The sequence below is a fragment of the Novosphingobium sp. BL-A-41-Hi4A-0G genome (assembly GCF_055521735.1).
Map to the genome: position 1 here is coordinate 284198 of NZ_CM145501.1, position 23644 is coordinate 307841.

The 23644-nt window shown below is 65.0% G+C and carries 20 protein-coding genes; 11 read left to right on the forward strand and 9 right to left on the reverse strand.

Annotated features, from left to right (window positions below; translation table 11 throughout):
* Position 1: 1 nt before the first annotated feature.
* Genes ACZ1JX_RS01510 through crcB form a run of 5 tightly spaced genes read right to left on the reverse strand, consistent with a single transcriptional unit; the run spans position 2 to position 3258 of the window.
* Positions 2-220: a hypothetical protein gene (locus ACZ1JX_RS01510; protein WP_465125072.1), complete on the reverse strand. Its 219-nt coding sequence runs from the start codon at positions 218-220 to the stop codon at positions 2-4.
* Positions 217-873, reverse strand: a complete 657-nt coding sequence (locus ACZ1JX_RS01515) for an HAD-IA family hydrolase (RefSeq protein WP_465125073.1) — start codon at positions 871-873, stop codon at positions 217-219. Before ACZ1JX_RS01515 ends, ACZ1JX_RS01510 begins: the two co-directional genes overlap by 4 nt.
* Positions 870-1472 (reverse strand): FMN-binding negative transcriptional regulator, encoded by a 603-nt coding sequence (locus tag ACZ1JX_RS01520; protein ID WP_465125074.1) that lies wholly within the window; start codon positions 1470-1472, stop codon positions 870-872. Before ACZ1JX_RS01520 ends, ACZ1JX_RS01515 begins: the two co-directional genes overlap by 4 nt.
* Positions 1472-2863, reverse strand: a complete 1392-nt coding sequence (locus tag ACZ1JX_RS01525; protein WP_465125075.1) for an RluA family pseudouridine synthase — start codon at positions 2861-2863, stop codon at positions 1472-1474. The genes ACZ1JX_RS01520 and ACZ1JX_RS01525 overlap by 1 nt, the downstream gene beginning before the upstream one ends.
* Positions 2860-3258, reverse strand: a complete 399-nt coding sequence (gene crcB / locus ACZ1JX_RS01530; protein WP_465125076.1) for a fluoride efflux transporter CrcB — start codon at positions 3256-3258, stop codon at positions 2860-2862. The genes ACZ1JX_RS01525 and crcB overlap by 4 nt, the downstream gene beginning before the upstream one ends.
* 185 nt (positions 3259-3443) lie before the next feature.
* On the opposite strand from crcB, the gene rpsU reads away from it, so the two are divergent.
* The 6 genes from rpsU (at position 3444) to gatB (ending at position 9059) form a co-directional block, all read left to right on the forward strand.
* Positions 3444-3650, forward strand: coding sequence for a 30S ribosomal protein S21 (gene rpsU / locus ACZ1JX_RS01535; RefSeq protein ID WP_144902223.1), 207 nt, complete (start codon positions 3444-3446; stop codon positions 3648-3650).
* A gap of 157 nt (positions 3651-3807) precedes the next feature.
* Positions 3808-4371 carry an FKBP-type peptidyl-prolyl cis-trans isomerase gene (locus ACZ1JX_RS01540; RefSeq protein WP_465125077.1) on the forward strand — a complete coding sequence of 188 codons (564 nt, stop codon included), beginning with the start codon at positions 3808-3810 and terminating at the stop codon, positions 4369-4371.
* 106 nt (positions 4372-4477) lie between these two features.
* Positions 4478-4780: an Asp-tRNA(Asn)/Glu-tRNA(Gln) amidotransferase subunit GatC gene (gene gatC / locus ACZ1JX_RS01545; RefSeq protein WP_465125078.1), complete on the forward strand. Its 303-nt coding sequence runs from the start codon at positions 4478-4480 to the stop codon at positions 4778-4780.
* Between the two features lie 115 nt (positions 4781-4895).
* Entirely contained in the window at positions 4896-6380 is a 1485-nt protein-coding gene (gatA, locus tag ACZ1JX_RS01550) for an Asp-tRNA(Asn)/Glu-tRNA(Gln) amidotransferase subunit GatA (protein WP_465125079.1), read from the forward strand.
* A complete protein-coding gene (locus ACZ1JX_RS01555; RefSeq protein WP_465125080.1) occupies positions 6374-7525 on the forward strand; it encodes an acyltransferase family protein in 1152 nt (383 codons plus the stop codon). The genes gatA and ACZ1JX_RS01555 overlap by 7 nt, the downstream gene beginning before the upstream one ends.
* 40 nt (positions 7526-7565) lie before the next feature.
* Complete coding sequence (gene gatB, locus ACZ1JX_RS01560) at positions 7566-9059, forward strand: Asp-tRNA(Asn)/Glu-tRNA(Gln) amidotransferase subunit GatB (RefSeq protein ID WP_465125081.1); 1494 nt, start codon at positions 7566-7568, stop codon at positions 9057-9059.
* Positions 9060-9138: 79 nt separating this feature from the next.
* Here the strand turns inward: gatB and ACZ1JX_RS01565 are convergent, their stop codons facing one another.
* Both ACZ1JX_RS01565 and ACZ1JX_RS01570 read right to left on the reverse strand, forming a co-directional pair.
* Entirely contained in the window at positions 9139-9435 is a 297-nt protein-coding gene (locus ACZ1JX_RS01565; RefSeq protein WP_465125082.1) for a hypothetical protein, read from the reverse strand.
* A gap of 152 nt (positions 9436-9587) precedes the next feature.
* A complete protein-coding gene (locus ACZ1JX_RS01570) occupies positions 9588-12446 on the reverse strand; it encodes a M16 family metallopeptidase (RefSeq protein WP_465125083.1) in 2859 nt (952 codons plus the stop codon).
* Between the two features lie 212 nt (positions 12447-12658).
* Between ACZ1JX_RS01570 and ACZ1JX_RS01575 the strand changes: the two genes are divergently transcribed.
* The 5 genes from ACZ1JX_RS01575 (at position 12659) to ACZ1JX_RS01595 (ending at position 21135) form a co-directional block, all read left to right on the forward strand.
* Positions 12659-14278 carry a M28 family metallopeptidase gene (locus tag ACZ1JX_RS01575; RefSeq protein ID WP_465125084.1) on the forward strand — a complete coding sequence of 540 codons (1620 nt, stop codon included), beginning with the start codon at positions 12659-12661 and terminating at the stop codon, positions 14276-14278.
* Positions 14279-14536: 258 nt separating this feature from the next.
* Complete coding sequence (gene clpB / locus ACZ1JX_RS01580) at positions 14537-17116, forward strand: ATP-dependent chaperone ClpB (protein ID WP_465125085.1); 2580 nt, start codon at positions 14537-14539, stop codon at positions 17114-17116.
* 495 nt (positions 17117-17611) lie between these two features.
* A complete protein-coding gene (locus ACZ1JX_RS01585) occupies positions 17612-18694 on the forward strand; it encodes a YjgN family protein (RefSeq protein WP_465125086.1) in 1083 nt (360 codons plus the stop codon).
* Between the two features lie 497 nt (positions 18695-19191).
* On the forward strand, positions 19192-19794 hold the full coding sequence (locus ACZ1JX_RS01590) for a M48 family metallopeptidase (RefSeq protein ID WP_465126332.1): 603 nt from the start codon (positions 19192-19194) through the stop codon (positions 19792-19794).
* A 72-nt stretch (positions 19795-19866) separates the two neighbouring features.
* A complete protein-coding gene (locus tag ACZ1JX_RS01595; RefSeq protein WP_465125087.1) occupies positions 19867-21135 on the forward strand; it encodes a Xaa-Pro dipeptidase in 1269 nt (422 codons plus the stop codon).
* Between the two features lie 147 nt (positions 21136-21282).
* Here the strand turns inward: ACZ1JX_RS01595 and ACZ1JX_RS01600 are convergent, their stop codons facing one another.
* Positions 21283-21633 (reverse strand): TonB family protein, encoded by a 351-nt coding sequence (locus ACZ1JX_RS01600; protein WP_465125088.1) that lies wholly within the window; start codon positions 21631-21633, stop codon positions 21283-21285.
* A 54-nt stretch (positions 21634-21687) separates the two neighbouring features.
* Positions 21688-23586, reverse strand: a complete 1899-nt coding sequence (locus tag ACZ1JX_RS01605) for a methyl-accepting chemotaxis protein (RefSeq protein ID WP_465125089.1) — start codon at positions 23584-23586, stop codon at positions 21688-21690.
* Between the last annotated feature and the right edge of the window lie 58 nt (positions 23587-23644).

A 23644-nucleotide genomic window follows, 5' to 3' on the forward strand; every position in this document is an offset into this window, starting at 1 on the left:
TCTAATCCGGAGTTCGCCACCGCCGCGCGACGATGCGCGGCAGGAAAAAGAAGTCCCACAGGCCCGCCAGAGCCATGACGATCCCGGCCAGCGGCGGCAGCGCCGAGAGCGGCCCCGGCCCCTTGCCCGCCTGCACCAGCACGCCGAGCAGCACCAGCAGCGCGCCGGAAAGCCGCACCACCTGCAACGCGAAGTAACGCCCGACAGCAGGATCGCTCATGCAATCCTCCCGAGCAGCGCGCGCAGGTCCTCGATGCTCGTCGCCACGGCCTCCGCGCCTGCTTCGATCAGTTCGTCGGTCTCGTGGTAGCCCCAGTCGACACCGAAGCACCGCACGCCCGCGTTCACGCCCATGTGGATGTCATAGACCGTATCGCCGATCATCGCCGTGCGCGCACGGTCCGCGCCCGCATCCGCGATGCACTGCTCGATCATCGAAGGGTCGGGCTTGGACGGGTGCCGGTCCGCCGTCTGCAGCGAGACGAAGTGGCCGGTCAGGCCGTGGGTGGCGAGGCAGTGGGCAAGCCCCTTGTCCGATTTGCCCGTGGCCACCGCAAGCTGCCAGCCCTCGCGCGCTAGATCCTCGACCAGCGCGGCAATGCCCTCGTAGAGCGGCTCTGCCACCGCGCCTGCCGCGCGCCGGGCGCGGAAGGCGTCCTTGTAGAGTTCGGTCAGGCTGGCATGCTCGTGATGCTCGCCCTCAGGGTGCAACTGGCGCATTGCCTCGTGCAGCGAAAGGCCGACGACGCGCCGCGTCAGCTGGCGCTCGGGCGGGATCAGCCCGGCAGCCCGGAACGCTGCGTCCATCGCCGCGCAGATATCGGCCTGGCTGTCGACCAGCGTGCCGTCGCAATCGAAGATCGCCAATCTCAAGAGACAAGCCTCCGCATCAGTTCGGCGATCGCTGGAGAGCCCTCTGCCTCAAACCCCGCCGCCACGCTCGCTCGCTCGTCGGCGCTCTTGTTCTGCGATAGCTTGAAGGTGGGCCGCCACGCCAGCACTTCCATCTCGAAGCCGACGATACCGCCCATCATCCGGCGCAGCGTGTCCTCGGGCATCTTGTCCATCGTCCAGGGCGTGCCTTCGGAAATGCGCCCTTCGTGGTGGCTGGAGGACGCTTCGAGCAATCCGAGCAGCCCTTCCTGATCCATCCGCCGCACCCGTCCTTCCAGCTCAAGCGAAACGTAGTTCCACGTCGGCACTTGCGCCGCATCGGCATACCAGCGGGGGGACACGTAGCCGTCCGGCCCGTTGAGGACAGCCAGCGCCATCATCCCATCAAGGTGCTTGGTCAGGGCATTCCCGCGCGCCAGGTGGAACTGCACCGCGCCGTCTCCGGTGGAGAGCAGCGGCACATGCGCCACGCGCGGGCCATCGGGTATGGTCGCGAAGACCATCCCGAAGCCGATCTCGCCGATCAGCGCTTCCAGCAGCGCGCGGTCGTCATGACGGAACGCCGGGTTGGGATGCATCAGCGCGGCTTGCCCTTGGGAGCACCGGTGCCGGGCTTGCGCGCAGAGGCCCTGCCGCCAGTAGAGCGGGCCTCGGCATTGCGTGCCTCGGACCCGCGAGCGGCTCCGAAGCGAACCCCCGCAGGCTTGGCAGGCCGAGCCGCAGCCTTGGCATCAGGCTTGCCACCAGACTTCGGTCCCGGCTTGGTACCCGCTTTGGCAGGAGCCTTGGCAGGACCGGCACGCTTGCCTGTCGGCGTGCGACCAGCACTGCCTGCGCCCTTTTCGCCATCGGCGCGCTTGCGGCGTTCGCCTCGGCGCTCCTTGCGGTATTCCTTGGCGTGCGCCTTGGCGGCGCGCTTCTGCATCGTCTTTTCGGGGATCGGCTTGATCGGATCGATCGCCAGATCGCCGTCTTCCTCATGGAAGCCCAGACTCGCCATGCTTGCCTCGAAGTGCGCGGGCAGGGGCGCTGTCACGTCGAGCAGGTCGCCCTCGGGATGCTCGATGCGCAGACGGCGGGCGTGGAGGTGCATCTTGCGGCTGATCGTCCCGGTCAGGAACGCGGCCTGCCCGCCATACTTGCCATCGCCCACGATTGGGTGGCCGATCGCCGCCATGTGCACGCGCAACTGGTGCGTGCGCCCGGTCAGCGGCTGCAGTTCGACCCATGCCGCGGCGTTGCCCGCGCGGCTGATCACGCGATAGCGGCTGCGGGCGGTCTGGCCCTGTCCGCTTTCGTCGACCATCATCTTCTCGCCGCCGGTGCCCGGCTGCTTGGCGATGGGCAGTTCGATCAGCCCGTCCTTCACGTCCGGCACGCCGACGACCAGCGCCCAGTAGATCTTGCGCGCGGTGCGCCCGGAGAAGCGCTTAGAGAAGAACGCGGCGCTGCCCGGCGTGCGCGCGATCAGCAGCACGCCCGAGGTGTCCTTGTCCAACCGGTGGACCAGACGCGGACGCGGGCCGCCGCCCTGCGCATAGGCATCAAGCAATCCGTCGACATGCTCGTAGGTGCCGCTGCCGCCCTGCGTTGCAAGGCCAGGCGGCTTGTTGAGCACGATTGCGGCGCGGTCCTGCGAGAGGATCATCGATTCGGCGAGTTCGATCTGCTCGTCGGTCAGCGGTTCGCGCGGACGCTCGCCCTTGCCGGGTGTGCCGACCGGGGTGGCATTGCCGGGGGGCACGCGCAAGGTCTGTCCGGCCTCGAGCCGGGTGTCGACATCGGCGCGCTTGCCGTCGAGCCGGATCTGCCCGGTGCGCGCCCAGCGCGAAACGGTGGCAAAGCCCACTTGCGGCAGGTGGCGCTTGAACCAGCGGTCAAGCCGCGCGCCTTCATCGTCCTTGCCGATGGTGAACTGGCGAACCTGATCGTCGGGGAGGGCGCCTTGGCCCTTGCGAGGTATTTTCACGCTGCACCTCGCATCATCGAAAGGCCAAGGAACAGCCCGGCCACGCCTGCGACCAGCGAGCCCAACGCATAGACCGAAGCGAGGCCATAGAGTCCGCGCTGCATCAGCATCGCCGTTTCAAGGCTGAAGGCCGAGAAGGTGGTGAAGCCACCCAGCACGCCGACGCCAAGCAGCAGGCGCAGCGATTCGGCTCCGTCCTGCCGCGCCAGCCATCCGGCGAGCAGGCCCATCAGCAGGCTGCCGCTGACATTGATCAGGAAAGTGCCCCAAGGGAACACGGTGTTGGGACCGGCAAAGGCGGTCACGGCACGCCCGGCATGGTAGCGCAGCATGGCGCCTATGCCGCCGCCGATCGCTACGATGGCGGTTGCCGTCAGGGTATTGGGAGAGTTCATCCGCCGCCCTTAACCCCATGGCCTGCAAAATGCACGACTTTGCTTGCCTTTGCCGCCCGATTTGGCTAGTGGCGCTCCCGTTCGGGCCGGTCCTGTACGGATTCGGCACGTTTGGTATTTCCAGAATCAGGGTAACTCCCGCACGATTGGCGGGCTCTTGCCGACAGTTTGAGGTGTAGCGGTTTATGCAGATTCTCGTTCGCGATAACAACGTTGACCAGGCTCTTCGTGCACTCAAGAAGAAGCTGCAGCGTGAAGGCGTGTATCGCGAAATGAAGCTGCGTCGCCACTTCGAGAAGCCCTCGGAAAAGCGCGCTCGCGAGAAGGCTGCAGCCGTGCGCCGCGCCCGCAAGCTCGAGCGCAAGCGCCAGGAGCGTGACGGCGGAAAGTAAGACCGGGCGGGGCGGCAACGCCCCATCTGGCTACTTGCCGTTTAAGCCCTGATGGGCCAAGAGGGCGCCGAACTCCGGCGCCCTTTTTCGTGGGTCCGGTTCAGGTCATTCGAATCATCCAGCGCGATTCGGGCGAATCGCGTTCGAGGGGGAAAGCATGTCGGAAATCACCCGCGTTCCGCTCCAGCCCGTTGCCAAGGGCTCCATCGGCAAGATCTGGCTCGGCGTCATCGCTGCGGTCGTGCTCGGTTCGGGCGTGGCCTATGCCACCCGCTACCAGGGCATCGAGATCGAGACGGTGAAGGCCGGGACCGGCGCATCGCCGACCAAGGCTGACGTTGCGCTGATCAACTATGTCGGTCGCCTCGCCAGCGGCAAGGAATTCGATCGCGGCCAGCAGGCCGTGCTGCCGCTCGAAACCGTGATCCCCGGCTTCTCCGAGGGCCTGTCGAAGATGCAGAAGGGCGGCAAGTACGTCCTCGAGATCCCGGCAGAGAAGGCCTATGGCGCGGATGAAAAGCGCAATCCGCAGACCGGCGAAGTTGTGATCCCCGCCAACTCGGACCTCGTCTTCGAAATCGAACTGATCGACTTCAAGAGCGCGGCCGAACTGGAGCAGCAGCGCATGATGCTTGAGCAGATGCGCAAGATGCAGGGCGGTGCCGGTGCGGCTCCCGGCGGCATGCCCATGCCCATGCCCGAAGGCGCTCCGCAACCCTGATATCCGCCGGGCAGGGGCCCCTTGCGGTCCCGCCTCGGCTTGAAGCACGCCGCGCGCTCTGGTAGCGCGCGGCGTTCCTCATTTCTTTCCGACAAGAGTATCCGCCATGTCCGTAGATACCGCCACGGTGGCGAAGATCGCCTCGCTGGCCCGCATCAAGGTGACCGAGGCCGACCTGGACGCGATGGTCCCCGAACTGAACGGCATCCTCGCCTGGGTCGAACAGCTCGGCGAAGTCGATGTGACCGGGATCGAGCCGATGACTGCGGTCATCCCCAACCATCAGCGCCTGCGCGATGACGTGGTGGGCGCCGACCCGCTGACCGGTGGCAACATCCGCGACGCCGTACTGGCCAACGCCCCCGCGCCCGAACACGGCTTCTTCGGCGTGCCCAAGGTGATCGAGTGATGCCCCTCCCCCGCTGCGCCCCCGCGAAGGCGGGGGCCTCGTGCCGCATGGCTGACCGTCTCGTATCACTGCCTGAGGTCCCCGCCTTCGCGGGGACGCAGCTGGAAGTTCTGAAATGACCAACCTTACCGATCTCGGCATTGCCGCCATCCGCGATGGCGTGGCCAAGGGCGAATTTACCGCCACCGAAGTCGCCACCGCCTTCAACGCTGCGGTCGAAGCGGCTCAGCCCGCACTCAACGCGTTCATCGTCACCACGCCCGAAAAGGCGCTCGATGCCGCCGCGAAGGTCGATGCCGACCGCGCCGCCGGCAAGCCGCTTGGCACCATGGCGGGCGTGCCCATCGGCATGAAGGACCTGTTTGCCACAAAGGGCACGCAGACCACCGCCGCCTCGAAGATCCTCGAAGGCTTCATCCCGCAGTACGAATCGACCGTCAGCAGCAAGCTGTGGGACGCGGGCGCGGGCATGCTCGGCAAGCTCAACCTCGACCAGTTCGCGATGGGCTCCTCGAACGAAACCTCGGCCTTCGGCAATGTGATCTCGCCATGGCGCCGTCCGAGCGACACCGCACCGCTCGCCCCCGGTGGCTCGTCGGGCGGTTCGTCCGCTGCCGTGGCTGCGCGCATCGCGCCTGCTGCCACCGGCACTGACACCGGCGGTTCTATCCGCCAGCCCGCCGCCTTCACCGGCATCTCAGGGATAAAGCCGACCTACGGCCGCTGTTCGCGCTGGGGTGTCGTCGCTTTCGCCTCCAGCCTCGATCAGGCCGGCGCGATGGCCCATGACGTGACCGACTGCGCAATCATGCTCGAAGCCATGGCCGGGTTCGACCCCAAGGATTCGACCAGCCTGAACCTTCCCGTCCCTGAATGGACTGCAGGGCTCAGCGCCGACATGCGCGGCAAGAAGGTCGGCATTCCCCGCGAATACCGCCTCGACGGCATGGACCCGGATGTGTCCAAGAGCTGGGACGATGGCATTGCTTGGCTGAAGGACGCGGGCGCCGAGATCGTCGAAATCTCGTTGCCGCACACCAAGTACGCGCTGCCGACTTACTACATCATTGCGCCTGCCGAAGCCTCGTCGAACCTAGCCCGCTACGATGGCGTGCGTTACGGTCTGCGCGATCTGCCGGACGGTGCAGGCCTGCAGGATATGTACGCCGCCACCCGCGCTGCCGGGTTTGGCCCGGAAGTGAAGCGCCGCATCATGATCGGCACTTACGTGCTCTCGGCAGGCTTCTACGATGCCTACTACACGCAGGCGCAGAAGGTCCGCACCCTGATCGCGCGTGACTTCACCAACGCCTTCATGGACGTCGACGTGATCCTCGTGCCGACCGCGCCGTCCTCGGCATTTGCCCTTGGCGAAAAGAGCGCCGATCCGCTGGAAATGTACCTGAACGACGTGTTCTCGGTGCCCGCCAGCCTTGCAGGGCTCCCCGCCATGTCGGTCCCCGCCGGGCTTGACCGCAACGGGTTGCCGCTCGGTCTTCAGGTCATCGGCAAGGCGTTTGACGAGCAGGGCGTGCTCAACGCCAGCCTTGCCATCGAACAGCGCGCGCAGTTCTCTGCCCGTCCGGAGAAGTGGTGGTAGGACCCGGCAGCGACGGGACCGGCGCGGTGAAAGCCTTGCGCTATCCCGTGCTCGATTCCCTGCGCGGCCTTGCGGCGGTGGGCGTGGTGTTTCATCACATCCCCGCCGCCGCCGGCCTTTCGGCGGCGGGGTTCGACGCGAACTTCGGCCGCATGGTCGATCTGTTCTTCGTCCTTTCCGGATTCGTGATCGCCGCCTCCTATGGCGCGAAGCTCAGCGGAGGCTATTCGGTCTCGCGCTTTCTGTGGCTGCGCTGGGGCCGAGTCTGGCCACTCCACGCCGCGATGCTCACGGTCTTCGTGCTGTCGATGCTGGCCCTGGGTCTCATCCGCCCCGAGCTGCGCACCCATGGCCTGATGGCCGGGCGCAACGATCCGGCGGACCTGCCGATTGCCTACTTGCTCCTGCAGGGAATCGTCCCTTCGCTAGGCCTTACCTGGAACCACCCGAGCTGGTCGGTCTCCGTCGAGATGCTCCTCTATATCGTCGCTGCGACTGGCTGGCGGACCTTGGGTGCGCGGGCCTGGATGCCGTGGCTGGCGCTCGCCATCGCCGTTCTGGTCTTCATGGCGTTCGGCCCGGGTTTCGACAGCCTCGCCTCGAACATCGCGCGGGGCCTTGCAGGCTTCGGCCTTGGCCTGTTACTGCATCGCGCGCTGGAGCGCAGCAGTCCTCCTGCACTGGGCACCGGCATCGCCACGGTGCTGGAGCTTGCCGCCTTCGCCGCGCTTGGTGCCGTGCTGTGGAGCAGTGGCAGCATTCCGGCCTTCGATCTTGCCGCCACCGCCGTCGTCGCGCTGGCGGCACTCCAGCAGGGCCTTGTCTCGCGCGTGCTGACCGCCGCACCGTTCCAGTGGCTCGGCACGATGTCCTATGCGCTCTACATGGTTCATGTCTTCGTGATCGGCCGCGTGTTCGATCTGCTGGCGGTGATCCAGCCGCGCTTCGGACTGATGATTGCCGATACCACCATCGGCGGCGAGGACGCGCTGGTCGGGCCGGACTGGCAGGCCGACATGGTCAAGCTGGCCGTGATCGCGCTGTGCCTCGTCGTCGCCGTGCCCTTTGCAAGGCTGATCGAGCAGCCCGCGCGCCGTTGGTCACGCCGCGTGGCCGGGCAACAAGCACCGAATACAGCGAACTGACCCCTTTCCAACCCATCCCTCACACCTTATCGGGCGGATCATGAGCGAATATCGTATCCAGGGCGCAACCGGCGAATGGGAGGTCGTGATCGGCCTCGAAGTCCACGCGCAGGTCACTTCCAACGCCAAGCTGTTTTCGGGCGCGGCCACCGCGTTCGGCGCTGAGCCCAACACGCAGGTCAGCCTCGTCGATGCGGCGATGCCGGGGATGCTGCCGGTGCCGAACATGGAGTGCATCCGCCAGGCGGTGCGCACCGGCATGGCGGTGGGCGCGCAGATCAACAAGTGGTCGCGGTTCGATCGCAAGAACTATTTCTATGCCGATTTGCCGCAGGGCTACCAGATCAGCCAGCTCTATCACCCCATCGTGGGCGAGGGTTCGATCGAGATCCAGCTTGACGACAAGAACCCCGAAAGCCTCAAGACCATCGGGATCGAGCGCATCCACGTCGAGCAGGACGCCGGCAAGCTGATGCACGATCAGCACCCGACGATGTCCTATGTCGACCTGAACCGCTCGGGCGTGGCGCTGATGGAAATCGTCAGCCGCCCGGATATGCGCTCTCCGGCCGAGGCAGGCGCGTACCTGTCGAAGCTGCGGACGATCCTGCGCTATGTCGGCTCGTGCGATGGCAACATGGACCAGGGCTCGATGCGCGCCGACGTCAACGTCTCGGTCCGCCGCCCCGGAGAACCCTTCGGTACTCGCACCGAGACCAAGAACGTCAACTCGGTCCGGTTCGTGATGGCCGTGGTCGAGCAGGAAGCCAAGCGCCAGGTCGCCCTGATCGAGGACGGCGGCACGGTGGTGCAGGAAACGCGCCTCTACGATCCCGATCGCAACGAGACCCGCTCGATGCGCTCGAAGGAAGACGCGCACGATTACCGCTACTTCCCGGACCCCGACCTGCTGCCGCTCGAACTCGACGACGCGTTCCTCGAAGAATGCCGCGCGAGCCTGCCCGAACTGCCCGACGCCAAGCGCCACCGCTACGAGACCGCGCTCGGCCTCTCGGCCTACAACGCAGGCGTGCTGACGGCGGACGTGGAAACCGCGCGCTGGTTCGAAGTGCTGCTGGCCGAAACCGCCGCCAAGGCGAAGAAGAGCGAGGCCGATGTCGCCAAGCAGGCGGCCAACTGGCTGATTTCCGAACTGTTCGGCGCGCTCAACAAGCTCGGCGCGAACCTTGAAACCTCGCCCGTCACCCCGGCAGCAGGCGCCGAACTCCTCGCCCTCATCGCCGACGGCACGATCTCCGGCTCCATCGCCAAGCAGGTGCTGGAAAAGATGCTCGAAACCGGCGACGGCGCCGCCGCAATCGTTGAGCGCGAAGGCCTGAAGCAGACCTCCGACACCGGCGCCATCGAATCTGCCATCGACGCCATCCTCGCCGCAAACGCCGACAAGGTCGAGCAGTACAAGGCCGGCAAGGAAGCTCTGTTCGGCTTCTTCGTCGGTCAGACGATGAAGGCGATGCAGGGCAAGGCCAACCCCGGCATGGTCAACGAACTGCTGAAGAAGAAGCTCGTCTGAACGCAGCAGCGTTCAGCGCATGAAAAAGGGGAAGGCCTTGCGGTCTTCCCCTTTTTCGTTGGCGTCTGCTGCCAGCGGGTCAGGTCCGCGTGCCCTCCATCGGGAACGTGCCGAACATGCCTGCCGTCACCTTGCCGTCGAGCTTGTCGCCGTCGACGGTCGCCGTGCAATCGAGCGTCATCGGCATCGGCACGGTCATCTTCATCTGCCATGTCAGGGTATTGCCATCGACCTTGCCGTTCTCGACATCCATCGAGCCCATCTGGCCTGAGTTGGTTCCGGTGAAGCTGTCGCCGTCGACATTGACGGTGAAGGTGCTGGTCTGGTCGCCCATAGGGGTACGCGTCACGCAATTGTAGGTGCCGGCAACGGACATCGGTGCTCTCCCGTTCTGGTGTGCTGATTGGGAGTTTATCTACAAACGTGTCAATAGCAAGGCGGCCGCCGCTACGAAGCGTTGCACCGGCTCGCAGCACGAAAAAGGGGGCGCGCTTGTGGCACGCCCCCCTAGCCATTGCTGCTGCAGCCTTACTTCGGCGCGGCCATTTCCTCGATCGGCAGGCCGAACTTTTCGAGCTGCGGCTTCACCTTGGCCGCATCGCCGACGACGACCCAGACCATGCCGTCGCTGTTGATCTTCGAACGGAACGCCTTGTCCACATCCGCCGCAGTCATCTTGCCGTAACGGGCGGAGAGCGTTTCGTAGTAGTCGTCCGGGCGCTTGTAGTTGACGATCTTGGCGAGGCCATCGAGCACGGCGGCGCTGGTCTCGAAGGCGCCAGGCAGTTCGCGCGCGCTGCCCTTGGTCGACCAGTCGAGCTCTTCGGCGGTGACGCCCTTGGTCGTGACGTACTCGTCGATTTCGCGCTTGATCTCGACAAGCGAGTCCCCGGTGCGGTCGGTCTGGACCGGCGCGATCACCTGGAAGCGGACTTTGTCGAGCGGTTCGCTGACGCCGTTGTAGGCACCATAGGTCCAGCCCTTGGCCTCGCGCAGGTTCATGTTGATGCGGCCGAGGAAGTTGCCACCGAGGATATCGTTGGCAACGCCAAGCGCCACGCTGTCATCGGTGCCCTTCGCGTCGATCACCTTGCCGGCCATGATGAATGACTGCGGCGAGCCGGGACGGTCGACGAGGATCACGCGGGCTTTCTGCACCGGGACCGCGACGGAGAAGTCCTTCACCGGCCGCGCCATGCGGTTCGAGGGCCAGTTGCCGAAGCTGTCGTCGAGCATCTTGACCACGGCGTCGAGCGTGGTGTCACCCACCACGAAGATGCGCGCGGTGTCCGGGCGGAACCAGCGGGCGTGGAAGGCGAGCAGGTCCTCGCGCGTCAGCTTCTTCACCACTTCTGCATCGCCGAGGCCGCTCGACGGGAAGGCATAGGGGTGGCTGCCGTAGAGCGTGGGCACGAGCACGCGGGCGGCGAGCGCCTGCGGGTTCTTCATCTCGGCTGAGATCGCGGTCAGCTGCTGGGTGCGCACGCGCTCGATATCTGTGGGGTTGAGCGCGGGGCGGCGAACCACGTCTGCCAGCAGGCCGAGCGAAGCGCCGAGGTTGGGCGAGAGCGCATCGACCTGGAACGAGGTCAGGTCGCTTGTCGCCGAGAGCGAGATGTTGGCACCGAGACGTTCGCGTTCGCGGGCAAAGTCCGAGCCGGAGAGCTTGTCGGTGCCTTCGTCCATCAGGCTGAGCAACAGCGATTCGGTTCCGAGCGCCGACTTGGGATCGGCGGCATAGCCCGCATCGAAGCTGACGCGGACCGAAACGGTCGGCACTTCCGAGCGCTTGGCGAAATAGACCGGAATGCCGTTCTTGAGCGTGGCGCGCTGAATTGATGGGAAGTCGAGCGGGGCCAGCTGGCCGACAGCGGGGAGCTTCGAGCGGTCAGCGCCCGAGACCTGCGAGACCGGCGCACCCTTGGCGGGCATGTCGGGATCGCGGAAGTAGGCCGGGCGCATGCCGGTGGCTTCGTCGGTGTAGAACCCGCCGCGCGCCTCGCCGCCTTCTGTGCGTTGGCCGGGTTCGACCGCAAGTGCGAAGGCGGGGCGGGTTAGCCACTTGCCCAGCGCGGCCTTGACCTCGGCCGGGGTCATCTTGGCGGTGCGGTCAAGCGCCTCGCGGTAGTGGTTCGGGGTGCCGCTGTAGAGCAGGCCCTCGGCCAGCGTTGGCGCCTTGCCCGAGAAGCCGCCGGTGCGCTCGAGCCCGCGGATCTGATTGGCTGTGGCAGAGGTTGCAGCGCGCAACAGTTCGTCCTGCGTCGGGCCTTCCTTGATGAACCTGGCGATCTCAGCGTCCAGCGCGGCGGCGACCTTTGCGGGGTCCTGCCCCGGCGTGACATCGGCCTTGATCACGAACTGCGCGGCCTGCGCGAAGATCTCGGCATCGGCGGAAACCGAGACTGCAACCTTCTGCTGGCGCACCAGCGCATCGTCGAGGCGCGAAGAGGACAGGCCTCCAAGCACGGAAGCGGCAAGATCGAGCGGCAGGTAATCGGGATTGTCGAGACCCGGCACCGCCCACATGCGGTAGATTCGCGTGGTCGCAACCTGGTCCTTGATCGTCTTCGAAACGGTGGCGGGCAAGGTCGGCACCGGCGCACTGACCGGCTTGACCTGCGGACCCGGCTTGATGTCGCCGAACCACTTGCCGACCTTTTCCTTCGCGGTCGCCGCGTCGATGTCACCCGACAGGACCAGTACCGCGTTGTTGGGGCCGTAGTGATCGGTGAACCAGCCCTTCACGTCATCAAGGCTGGCCGAATCGAGGTCGGCCATCGAGCCGATGGTCGAGTGGTGGTAGGGGTGGCCCGAGGGATAGAGGTTTTCGAGCTGCTCGTACTCGACGATGCCGAAGGGGTTGTTGTCGCCCTGGCGCTTCTCGTTCTGGACAACGGCGCGCTGGTTATCGAGTACCTTCTGGGTGACCGCGCCAAGCAGGTGGCCCATGCGGTCCGATTCCATCATCAGCACCATGTCGAGCGCGGCGGTGGGCACGGTCTCGAAGTAGTTGGTGCGATCGAACCAGGTGGTGCCGTTAACGTCGGTCGCGCCGACCTGCTGCAACGGGGTGAAGAAATCGCCCGGCACGTTCTCGGTGCCGTTGAACATCAGGTGTTCGAACAGGTGGGCAAAGCCGGTCTTGCCCTTGGGCTCATTCTTCGACCCCACGCCATACCAGACCGAGACTGCGACCACCGGAGCCTTGCGGTCGGTGTTGATCAGCACGGTCAGGCCGTTGTCGAGCTTGAAGCTCTCGTAGGGAATCTGGACCTTGGCGACGAGGTCGGACAGCGGAGCCGGTTTCATGTCCTGCGCGAAAGCGGGGGCGGCAAGGGCAGTGGAGGCCGCAAGAGCGAGCAGGCTGGCAGAAAGTTTGTGCTGCATGGGTGTCCTGTGAAAGTGGCAGCGGCCTTGGGCAAGCTGCTCTGAAGTTGCGACGTCGAAGATCAGGTCGTGCCTGAATGAAAGCTGGGCCGACCTGTCCAGAATTGGTTTGATCGGAAACTTTCTAGTGCCCATGATCGCGCGCGCAAGTGGGGCGTGTCCAATGGGCAGGTGCCACTCGATCCCTTTCGACGAACGACAAAGAGAGACCGATGAACGTCAAGCTGCTCCTTTCCGCCATGCTGCTCGCCTCGACTGCCGTCCCCGCGCTGGCCGAGGAGCCGGTTTTCGATTCCCAGGCGGTGCGGGCGCATGTCACGTTTCTTGCCGACGATCTGCTGGAAGGTCGCGATACCGGGTCGAAGGGCTATGACATCGCGGCGAACTATGTCGCTGCGCAGTTCATCGCGATGGGCCTCAAGCCTGCTGGGCCAGACGGTTCATTTTTCCAGAAACTGACCGTGCGCGAGGCGCGACTTGACGGCGCGCCCAAGCTCACGCTGACCTATGGCGGCAAGGAGACTGTCCTTTCGGACACTGCACAGGTGCTGGTACGGCCAAGCCTGACCGACGCCAAGGTGGCGTTCGAAGCCCCGCTGGTCTTCGCAGGCTTTGGCTTCGACCGGCCTGACCTCGGCTTCGACGATTACAAGGGCCTCGACATGAGGGGCAAGATCGTCGTCGTGCTGACCGGCTTTCCCAAGGGCACGCCGAGCGAGCTTGGCGCGCATCTCAATTCCGACAAGGCGATGATGGCGATGAAGCGCGGGGCGATCGGCGTGATCAGCGTGCCGACCACCGAGGACACCGCCCGTCGTCCCTGGGACAAGCGCGTGGCGATCTCCGACGGTCCCGCCAAGGGCTGGGTCGGCGCCGACGGCAAGGCCTTCACCCGCACGCCCGGGATCAAGGGTGGCGCGACGCTCAACCCGGATGCCGCAGCGCCCCTGTTCGCCGGTGCGGGCAAGCCGCTGGCCAAAATCCTTGCCGAAGCCAACAAGACTGGCGGCAAGCCAAAGGGCTTTGCCATGAAGGCCCGCGCCAGCCTGTCCTATGCGCAGACTTGGAAAGACGTGGTGAGCGAGAACGTGGTTGCCATGTTGCCGGGGAGCGACCCTGCGGTTGCAGGCGAGTTCATCGGCATGACCGCCCACCTCGATCACATAGGTGTACATGGGAAAGGCGAGGACACCCTGCACAACGGCGCGATGGACAATGCCTCGGGCGTGGCGACGATGCTGGAGGTCGCCAAGGCCGTTGCCAAAGAAAAGCCCCGCCGCTCGGTGATGTTCGCCGCGCTGACCGGCGAGGAAGGCGGGCTGATCGGCTCGGACTATCTGGCGCGCAATCCTGTCGTGAAAGGTGAGGTCGTCGGCCTCGTCAACTTCGACATGCCGGTGCTGACCTACATGTTCTCCGATGTCGTGGCGTTCGGTGCGGAGAACTCGACGATGGGCAAGGTCGTTGCCGAGGCGGCGACCAAGGCCGGGATCAAGCTCTCGCCCGATCCGATGCCGGAAGAGGGGCTGTTCACGCGCTCCGACCACTACCGCTTCGTCCAGCAGGGCGTGCCCGCCGTGTTCATGATGACGGGCTTCGAAGGGCCGGGGGAGAAGGCGTTCCGCGGCTTCCTCAAGGACAACTACCACCAGCCGAGCGACGACCTGAAGCTCCCGTTCAACTGGGATGCGGGCGCGCTTTTCGCCAAGGTCAACTACTACACCGTGATGGGCCTCGCCAACGGGGCCGAGCGTCCCAAGTGGTACGCAAGCAGCTTCTTCGGCAAGGAATTCGCGCCGGGCGCGGCGAAGGCGGCTGATCCGGGGAAGTAGATCTATTTCTGTTTCACGCAGAGACGCGGAGGAGAAAGGGAGACGCGGAGAAGTTCAAAGAGAAAGCCTGCGGCGCAGCCGCCTTCAACCTCTTTCCTTCTCCGCGCCTCTCCTTCTTCTCCGCGTCTCTGCGTGAACTCCTATTGCGCTCCATCAAGGACCGACCCCCATCGAGGGGTGTAGGTTTTTCGTCGGCGCAGCCCTTGTGTTGCGTAAAAGCCACACCATGTTCTGCGCAACAGGAGGATGTTCAACACCATGAACCTCGAAAAATTCACCGACCGCGCCAAGGGCTTCCTGCAAGCCGCGCAGACCGTTGCGATCCGCATGAACCATCAGCGGATCACGCCGGACCACATCCTGAAGGCCCTGCTGGAAGACAGCGAAGGCATGGCCAGCGGGCTCATCCAGCGCGCGGGCGGCAATGCCGCTCTGGCCCAGACCGAAGTCGACAAGGCGCTGGCGAAGATCGCCGCCGTCTCGGGCTCTGGCGCGCAACAGACGCCGGGGCTCGACAACGATGCCGTGCGCGTGCTGGACTCTGCTGAACAGATTGCCGCCAAGTCGAACGACAGCTTCGTCACCGTCGAGCGCATGCTCGTCGCGCTGGCACTGGCGAGCACGACCTCTGCGGGCCAGGCGCTCAAGGCGGCCAACGTGACCGCGCAAGGTCTCGAAGCGGCGATCACCGCGCTGCGTGGCGGGCGTACGGCCGACAGCGCCAGCGCCGAAAACGCCTATGACGCGATGCGTAAGTACGCTCGCGACCTGACCGAGGCTGCGCGCGAGGGCAAGCTCGATCCGGTGATCGGCCGCGACGAGGAAATCCGCCGCACCGTGCAGATCCTCGCCCGCCGCACCAAGAACAACCCGGCGTTGATCGGCGAACCGGGCGTCGGCAAGACCGCGATTGCCGAGGGCCTCGCGCTGCGCATCGCCAATGGCGACGTGCCAGATTCCTTGAAGGACCGCCGGTTGATGGCGCTCGACATGGGCAGCCTGATCGCGGGCGCGAAGTATCGCGGCGAGTTCGAGGAGCGGCTCAAGGCCGTGCTCGACGAGGTCAAGGGCGCCGAGGGCGAGATCATCCTGTTCATCGACGAGATGCACACCCTGATCGGGGCGGGCAAGAGCGAGGGCGCGATGGACGCGGGCAACCTCCTGAAGCCCGCGCTGGCCCGCGGCGAACTGCACTGCATCGGCGCGACCACGCTCGACGAATACCAGAAGTACGTCGAGAAGGACCCCGCGCTGCAGCGGCGGTTCCAGCCGGTGTTCGTGGGCGAGCCGACCGTCGAGGACACGATCTCGATCCTGCGCGGCATCAAGGACAAGTACGAGCTGCACCACGGCGTTCGCATTGCCGACAATGCGATCGTCGCGGCGGCGACGCTGTCGAACCGCTACATCTCCGACCGCTTCCTGCCCGACAAGGCCATCGACCTGATGGACGAGGCCGCGAGCCGCATCCGCATGGAAGTGGAAAGCAAGCCCGAGGAGATCGAGAAGCTCGACCGCCGCATCATCCAGATGAAGATCGAGGAGATGGCGCTTTCGAAGGAGACCGACCAGGCCTCGAAGGATCGCCTTGCAACTCTGCGTGAGGAGCTGGCGAACCACGAGCAGCAATCGGCCGAACTCACCACCCGCTGGCAGAACGAACGCGACAAGATTGCCGCCGAGGGCAAGATCAAGGAAGCGCTCGATGCCGCGCGCAGCGAACTCGACGTGGCACAGAGGAATGGCGATCTGGCGAAGGCCGGGGAGCTTGCCTACGGCCGCATCCCCGAGCTTGAGAAGCAGCTGGCCGAAGCGCTGGGCGTTTCGCAGAACGCGATGCTGCGCGAGGAAGTGACCGCCGATGATATCGCCGCCGTCGTCAGCAAGTGGACCGGCGTGCCCGTCGACCGCATGATGGAAGGCGAGCGCGAGAAGCTGCTCAAGATGGAAGAGGTCATCGGCAAGCGCGTGATCGGGCAGAAGGACGCGGTGCTTGCCGTGTCCAAGGCCGTCCGCCGTGCGCGGGCCGGTTTGCAGGACCCGAACCGTCCGCTCGGCAGCTTCCTGTTCCTCGGCCCCACGGGCGTGGGCAAGACCGAGCTGACCAAGGCGCTCGCCGGTTTCCTGTTCGACGACGACAGCGCGATGGTGCGCATCGACATGAGCGAGTTCATGGAGAAGCACTCCGTCAGCCGCCTGATCGGCGCGCCTCCGGGCTATGTCGGCTATGACGAAGGCGGTGTGCTGACCGAAGCGGTCCGCAGGCGGCCCTATCAGGTCGTGCTGTTCGACGAGGTCGAGAAGGCCCACGGCGACGTGTTCAACGTGCTGCTGCAGGTGCTGGATGATGGCCGCCTGACCGACGGGCAGGGCCGCGTGGTGGACTTCACCAACACGCTGATCATCCTGACCAGCAACCTCGGCAGCCAGTACCTCGCCAATCTGGAAGAGGGACAGGACGTTGCCTCGGTCGAGCCGCAGGTGATGGACATCGTGCGCGGCCACTTCCGGCCCGAGTTCCTCAACCGTCTGGACGAGATCATCCTGTTCCACCGGCTGGGCCAGGAGCACATGGCGCCGATCGTGGATATCCAGGTCGGCCGGGTGGCCAAGCTGCTCAAGGATCGCAAGATCGTGCTCGACCTGACCGACGCGGCGAAACGTTGGCTCGGGCGGGTGGGCTACGACCCGGTCTATGGCGCGCGTCCATTGAAGCGGGCGGTGCAGCGCTACCTCCAGGACCCGCTGGCCGAGAAGCTGCTCGGCGGCGAGGTGCCGGATGGCTCGACCGTGCGGATCGACGAAGGCGACGGGGCCCTGAGTTTCATCGTCGAATAACGCGCTTCGTCGTGGAGTGATCAAGGAAGGGGCTGCTCCGGCAGCCCCTTTTCTGTTGAGGTTTGCGTCGGGGTGACGCGATTGACTTCACTGCGTTCAGCAAGTCTCGCGGCCCTCCCTGAGCATGTCGAAGGGGGAGGGCTGGTTATAGCGCTGCCGTTTCATCCCCCCTCCCGCAGGCGGGAGGGGCTGGGGGTGGGCATCGCGGACACGCGATACGGATAGCCATCCGCTTGCGAACGCGGATCGTAACGCCGATCGGAAAGTCACATATCGCGCGACCGGTACGGTTCCGCATCCGCAGCGTCGCTCAAAGGTTCTGCGCCGTGCTTTGCGGCATCATGTGCGCCTTTTGCACATTGTTCTACTTTGAAGAAACACCAAAAAATCGATAAGCAGGACGAATCTATTGTGGCACTTGCCTCGATGCGACTTGGTATTTACTGATCTGCTTGGGTGTTGTGTTGACAATATCCGTGGGGGCCAATCGGTACAATGCAGACTGACCGGGACGAGTACGTCGGCGATTTCGAGTTCGACGGCAATTGGCGCGAGTTTGCCGCGATCGCCTTGCCCAACCTGATCCTGACGATTGCCACACTTGGCATCTACAGGTTTTGGGCCACCACCAGGGTTCGCCGCTATCTCTGGTCACGAACGGTGTTCATGGGAGACCGGCTGGAATGGTCCGGGACCGGTCTGGAACTGTTCCGCAGTGCCATGGTGGCGCTCGTGCTGGTGCTGGTGCCGCTTGGACTGGCAAACCTGATCATCCGCCAGTTGCTTGTTCACGGATATACCGTTTTCGGACAAGTGTTGTCCGTACTGGTCCTGACCGGGTTTTACATCCTCACCGGCATCGCCGTGTTTCGCGGCTTGCGCTACCGTCTGTCGCGCACGAGCTGGAGGGGCATCCGTGGCGGCAGCCACGATCAGGGCATCGGGTTCGGCCTTGCTTATGCATGGAAGAATTTCGTCGGCATGCTTCCGCTTGGGGCACTGATGCCTTGGGCCATGGTCAGCCTGTGGAACCAGCGCTGGAACGCCATGAGCTTCGGTCCCTGGACCTTTGCTGCGCGTGGCCGGGTGCGCGGGCTCAAGCTCCCGTTTCTGTGGTGTTATGTGGCACCGATTGTCGCGATCGGTCTCATCGCGCTGATCATCTGGTCGGGCATGATTGTCACCTTCTTCGGGATCGAGCCCCGCACGCCGGTCGAGTGGGTGCTGATCCGGTTGCCGGCCGTTTTCGGCTTCATCTTCCTCTATTCGTTGATCATGCTGGCCTACTACGCCAGCTTCTTCAGGCAGATGGTCCGCAGTACCTCGCTGGGTGACATCAATTTCGGTTTCAACGCGGACGCCACCGACTGGATGGAGCTTTACATCGTCGACTTTCTGCTTGTCGTGTTCACCTTGGGGCTGGGTTCGGTGTTCCTCAGCTACCGGCACTGGAGATTCTATCTGCGCAATCTGCAGACCGATGGGCGGATAAACTTCGAGGCTGTCACGCAGTCCGACACGCCCGCGCCGGGACGAGGCGAAGGTCTTCTCGATGTGTTCGATATGGGGGCACTGTGATGAGCGATCTGCCTGTGATCGAAGACGCCGTCCAAGCAGACCTGAACGATGGCGTGACCGCGATGCGCCACCCGGTGCGGGTGACTTGGGGGCCAGCTGGGCTGTCCGTTGCGGGAGACGAGATTGCCGAGACCATCGCCTGGAGTGGACTGACCTGGATCGATCTGCTGCCCGAGGCGATCCTGCTTGGGCGCACTGACGAGCCGGGTTGGCGGTTGCGGCTTGACCGCGATGCGCCCGCGGATCTGGTAGCGCGGTTGCCGCAGCGGCCACGGTTCGGCCGCTGGATTGACCGGTTCGGCTTTGGCAAATCGCTGGTCTGCTTTGCCGCTGTCAGCAGCATGGTGGCCTTTGTCGCTATCAACACGCCAAGCTGGCTCGGTCGCCGGGTCCCCATTTCGTGGGAAGCCGGGATGAGTGATGACAATCTGGAAGATCTCTCTGCAAACACCTGCCACACGCCTGCAAGCGATGCGGCTCTGGCCAAGCTCTCGGCCATGCTGGACTACCAGAACAAGGACGGCAGCCTGCCGCCTGTCCGGGTGGAGATCATCAAGCTCGATATGATCAATGCCGTCGCGCTGCCCGGGGGGCGGGTGCTGGTGTTCGACGGGCTGCTCAAGCATATCGATTCTCCCGACACGCTGGCGGGCGTGATCGGCCATGAAATCGGCCATGTCCGCGAACGCCATGTCATGCAGGCTATGCTTCGCGAGTTCGGCATCTCGATGGTGTTGAGCGGCTTCAAGTCTGGCGTGACCAACACGCTGGGACGGATGACGTCGCTGAGCTATTCGCGCGAAGCCGAATCCGAAGCCGATGTCTGGGCACGGGCGAGTTTGGCGCAAGCCAATGTCTCACCAGTGCCGACCGCAGGTTTCTTCACGGGGCCGGTCGATCAGCCTCCTGCCGCGCAATATGCCATGGCCGCTTATCTTAACAGCCATCCGGACCCGGCAAGCCGTGCAGAAGAGTTCGGGGCCGCCTTCCGCCGCGACAGGACCTATCGTCCGGCGCTTGGCAAAGCGCAGTTCGCCGCGATTCAAACGGCCTGCGAGGATGACAGCAAGGTGAAGCCGCTCTTGCCGGGGCAGTTTTAGAGCACTTTCCGATCGGAAAGTGCTCTAACGCGCTGTGTTTGCGCTTTGGCTGGCGCGCGGTAATCTCCGCCCATGCTGCGCCATCTCCTCCCCCTCGTCGCCCTGATTCCGGCCACCGCTCATGCCGAGACGCTCTACGTGCGCGCCGGTCGGCTGGTCGATCCTGAGGCGGGGCAGGTGCTGATGTCCCAGGTTCTCAAGGTCGAGGATGGGCGGGTGGTTTCGGTGCAGGCCGAGGGGCCTTTGCCAAGAGGGGCGAAAGTGGTCGACTGGTCCGGGTTTACCGTGCTGCCCGGCCTGATCGACTGCCACGTCCATCTCGCCGACGTCGAACAATCGAAAAACGTCGCCGAGCCGCTGCTGCATTCGGCGATGGAGATCGGATTCATCGGCGCGCGCAACGCGAAGAAGACGCTGCTGGCGGGATTTACCTCGGTGCATGATGTCGGCTCGTTCCGCGCCTATGCCGATGTGGAACTGCGCAACGCGATCAATCGCGGCGATGTCCCCGGGCCTCGGGTGAGCGCCGTGGGAGCTTACGTGACGATCTCCGGCGGCGGCGGCGAGGTGACCGGGTTCTCGCCCGACGTGACCGTTCCGGCGGACATGCGCGCGGGTGTGGTGACGGATGCTGCCGATACCACGCGCAAGGTCAACGTGCTGTTCCAGAACGGCGCGGATTCGATCAAGCTGATCGCGACCGGCGCGGTTCTGGCGCAGGGGACCGAGCCCGGTCAGATCGAGCTTTCGGCTGAGATGATGAAAGCTGCAGTGAACGTCGCCCGCCAGCGCGGATCATGGGTTACGGCCCATGCCCACGGCGCGGCGGGGATCAAGCTCGCGATCCAGTCGGGCGTGAAGGCGATCGAGCACGCCAGCCTGATCGATGACGAGGGGATTGCTCTGGCCAAGGCCAAGGGCGTGTGGCTCGACATGGATATCTACAACGGGGACTTCATCGCCGAAGTCGGCAAGCGCGATGGCTGGCCCACCGACATGCTGCGCAAGAATGACGAAACCACCGAGGCCCAGCGCATAGGCTTTCGCAAGGCCGTGAAGGCGGGGGTGAAGCTGAGCTACGGGACCGATGCCGGGGTGTTCCCCCACGGGCTGAACGCGCGGCAGTTCAAATACATGGTGCGCTACGGCATGACGCCAATGCAGGCGATCCAGTCTGCGACGACGGTGGCGGCGGACCTGCTCGGGTGGAGCAAGGATGTCGGCGCACTGTCTCCGGGGCACTACGCTGACATGATCGCGGTGGCGGGCGATCCGGTGGCTGACGTCTCCGTGCTGGAGAGCGTGGCGCATGTGATGAAGGGCGGCGAGATAGTGAAGTAGGCCTTCGCGACCGATTGAAAAAGGGGGCGGTCCTGGCTGGGACCGCCCCGACGTTTGCCGGCAGGGATGGACCGGCAAGGTTGTCTGCCGCCCTGAGGGGAGCGGAGCGGCAGGCGAGGGAATCAGGGCATCAGCGCAGCGCCGAGATCACAGGAGCTTCCAGGTGACGGGCACGATGATCGCGGCGGGGCCACCGGGCGGGGGCGGGACGCTGCCCGCGCGGGTCGGCATGGCAAGCGCTTCCTTGTCGAGCGTGGCCGAGCCGGAGGGGGCGACGAGCTCGGTGCGTTCGACCGCGCCGCTCGCCCCGATGTAGACCTTCACGCGGGCCGTGCCTTCCTCGCCGCGCATCTGGGCGGTGCGGGGGTAGGTCTGCTTCGAAGCGATGATGCGAGCGACCTGCTTCTGCCATTCGGCCGATTGGGCCACGGCGGGAATGGAAGCGCTGGCAGTAGCGAAGGCCGCAAGGCCGAGGGCAATCCTTTCGATCAGTTTCATGGGGCATGTCCTTTGTCTGGCGTTTTTCGGTGGGTCTTGAACTTGGAGGCGGGATCAGAACTCCGACCAGTCGTCGACTTCGGCCTTGAGCGCGGTGTTGCCGCGGACTGGGGCAGAGGACGCGGCTGGGCGCGACGATGGCGAGCGTTCCTGGGTTGGAGCAGGTGCAGTCCGGGGCGTGATTGCGACCGGTATGCCGGCAGGCGCAGCACGCCGGGCGCCTGTAGAACTGAGGCTGAAACGGCCTAGCTGGTCGACGAGGCTGAGCGTTTCGGCGGCGAGGTTGCGCGTGCCGGCCGAGCTTTCCTCGACCATCGCCGCGTTCTGCTGGGTGAAGCTGTCCATCGAGCCGACCATGTTCGAGATGTCGGCAATGCCGGCGGCCTGCTGGCTGGCGGCCTCGGCAATCTCGTTGACCAGTTCGGACACGGCGCTGACTTCGGTGACGATCTGGCGCAGCGCCTCGCCGCTGGATTCGACGAGGGCGACGCCGCCGCTGACTTCCTCGGTGCTCTTGCCGATCAGGTCGCGGATTGACTTGGCGGCATCGGCCGAGCGCTGGGCCAGCGCGCGAACTTCGGTGGCGACCACGGCGAAACCCTTGCCGGCATCGCCCGCGCGGGCGGCCTCGACGCCTGCGTTCAGGGCGAGGAGGTTGGTCTGGAAGGCGATGCCGTCGATCACGCCGACGATCTCGGCCATCTCGCGCGAGCTGGTCTCGATGCTGCGCATGGCGGCGACGGCGCGGTTGGCGGTATCGCCGACGCTGTCTGCGGTGCTGCGTGCGACCGAGAGGCGGGCGCTGGTCTGCTTGGCATTCTCGGCAGTGGTCTTGACCGAGGTGGTGAACTCGCTGAGCGTGCGCGAGGTCTCGGCAAGCGAGGTGGCCTGCTGTTCGGTGCGCAGGGCAAGGTCGGTGGAGGCGCTGGCGATTTCGTCGGTGCCAAGCTTGATCGTGTTGCAGCCTTCGACGATCTTGCTCAGCACGCGTTCGAGCGAACCGACCGCCGCGTTGTAGTCGCTGTGCAGCTTGGCCAGCGCGCCCGACCCGTTCTCCTTGACACGGAATGTGAGGTTGCCTTCGGCGAGCGCGGTCAGGCCATCGCCGATGGCGTCGATGGTGACCTGAGTTTCGCGGGCGCGGGCCTGCTCGGTCTCGGTACGTGCAAGATCCGAGGCGAAGACGTCGCGGAACTTGTCCAGCGCGCGGGCAAGCTGGCCGAGTTCGTCGCTGCGGGTGGTTCCGGGGACGTGGACGGCGTGGTCACCGTCGACGAGACGGGTCACCGCATCGGCCATGCTTACAACCGGCCTGGCGATCGTGCGCATCAGCCAGAACAGCAAGACCACGGCGGTCATCAGGGCAAGGCCCATTGCGGCGAAAGTGAAGTTGCGCGCAGCAGTCGCGATCTTCGCGCCCTCTTCGGCCACTGCAGCGGACGCCTTCTTGTTGGCGTCGATGGCAGTGAGGGTCGCGTCTTCGAGCGCGTAGAACAGGTCAAGGCCTTCGGCGTCATGGAGTGACTGTGCGCCTGCCCCGTCGCCTGCAAGGGCCATGGTCTGCAGCGTCTCGTCCTGCGCAAGCATGGCCGACCACGCTTGCTTGACTCCGGCGAGCGCGCTCTTCTGCTCGGGTGTGCGGGTGAGCTTCTCGAAGTCGGCAATGCTGCTGTCGATGGCGCTGCGGGCATTGCGCAGCATCTTCTGGCTGCGCGCCATGGCATCGGGCGTCGCGGCAGAGAACATCTCGTCCTGCTTGAGGCGGTATTGCGAGGTGAAGGCGTGGATATCGCCGAGCGTCTCGGAGCCGGGGATCCAGACGTCGCGCTGCTCGGCGGCTATCGCGTTGACTTCATCGATCTTGCTGATCGCGGAAAGCCCCATCGCCGCTGTCGCCGCGAGGAGCAGCGAGAAAGCGACAACGAACTTTGTCGTAATGTTGAACTTGAGCATCACAGTCCCTCAAAAGCCTGTCGGCATGGGACCGGTGTAGGGATTGATCCGGAACGTC

Excerpts from the sequence above, each read along its gene's own strand:
- gatB (WP_465125081.1), top strand. The coding sequence starts at position 7,566 with ATGAGCGAATATCGTATCCAGGGCGCAACCGGCGAATGGGAGGTCGTG.
- gatC (WP_465125078.1), top strand. The coding sequence starts at position 4,478 with ATGTCCGTAGATACCGCCACGGTGGCGAAGATCGCCTCGCTGGCCCGC.
- ACZ1JX_RS01590 (WP_465126332.1), top strand. The coding sequence starts at position 19,192 with ATGCTGGACTACCAGAACAAGGACGGCAGCCTGCCGCCTGTCCGGGTG.
- ACZ1JX_RS01570 (WP_465125083.1), bottom strand. The coding sequence starts at position 12,446 with ATGCAGCACAAACTTTCTGCCAGCCTGCTCGCTCTTGCGGCCTCCACT.
- clpB (WP_465125085.1), top strand. The coding sequence starts at position 14,537 with ATGAACCTCGAAAAATTCACCGACCGCGCCAAGGGCTTCCTGCAAGCC.
- ACZ1JX_RS01595 (WP_465125087.1), top strand. The coding sequence starts at position 19,867 with ATGCTGCGCCATCTCCTCCCCCTCGTCGCCCTGATTCCGGCCACCGCT.
- ACZ1JX_RS01585 (WP_465125086.1), top strand. The coding sequence starts at position 17,612 with ATGCAGACTGACCGGGACGAGTACGTCGGCGATTTCGAGTTCGACGGC.
- gatA (WP_465125079.1), top strand. The coding sequence starts at position 4,896 with ATGACCAACCTTACCGATCTCGGCATTGCCGCCATCCGCGATGGCGTG.
- ACZ1JX_RS01510 (WP_465125072.1), bottom strand. The coding sequence starts at position 220 with ATGAGCGATCCTGCTGTCGGGCGTTACTTCGCGTTGCAGGTGGTGCGG.
- ACZ1JX_RS01575 (WP_465125084.1), top strand. The coding sequence starts at position 12,659 with ATGAACGTCAAGCTGCTCCTTTCCGCCATGCTGCTCGCCTCGACTGCC.
- ACZ1JX_RS01605 (WP_465125089.1), bottom strand. The coding sequence starts at position 23,586 with ATGCTCAAGTTCAACATTACGACAAAGTTCGTTGTCGCTTTCTCGCTG.
- ACZ1JX_RS01540 (WP_465125077.1), top strand. The coding sequence starts at position 3,808 with ATGTCGGAAATCACCCGCGTTCCGCTCCAGCCCGTTGCCAAGGGCTCC.
- ACZ1JX_RS01565 (WP_465125082.1), bottom strand. The coding sequence starts at position 9,435 with ATGTCCGTTGCCGGCACCTACAATTGCGTGACGCGTACCCCTATGGGC.
- ACZ1JX_RS01600 (WP_465125088.1), bottom strand. The coding sequence starts at position 21,633 with ATGAAACTGATCGAAAGGATTGCCCTCGGCCTTGCGGCCTTCGCTACT.
- ACZ1JX_RS01520 (WP_465125074.1), bottom strand. The coding sequence starts at position 1,472 with ATGCATCCCAACCCGGCGTTCCGTCATGACGACCGCGCGCTGCTGGAA.
- crcB (WP_465125076.1), bottom strand. The coding sequence starts at position 3,258 with ATGAACTCTCCCAATACCCTGACGGCAACCGCCATCGTAGCGATCGGC.
- rpsU (WP_144902223.1), top strand. The coding sequence starts at position 3,444 with ATGCAGATTCTCGTTCGCGATAACAACGTTGACCAGGCTCTTCGTGCA.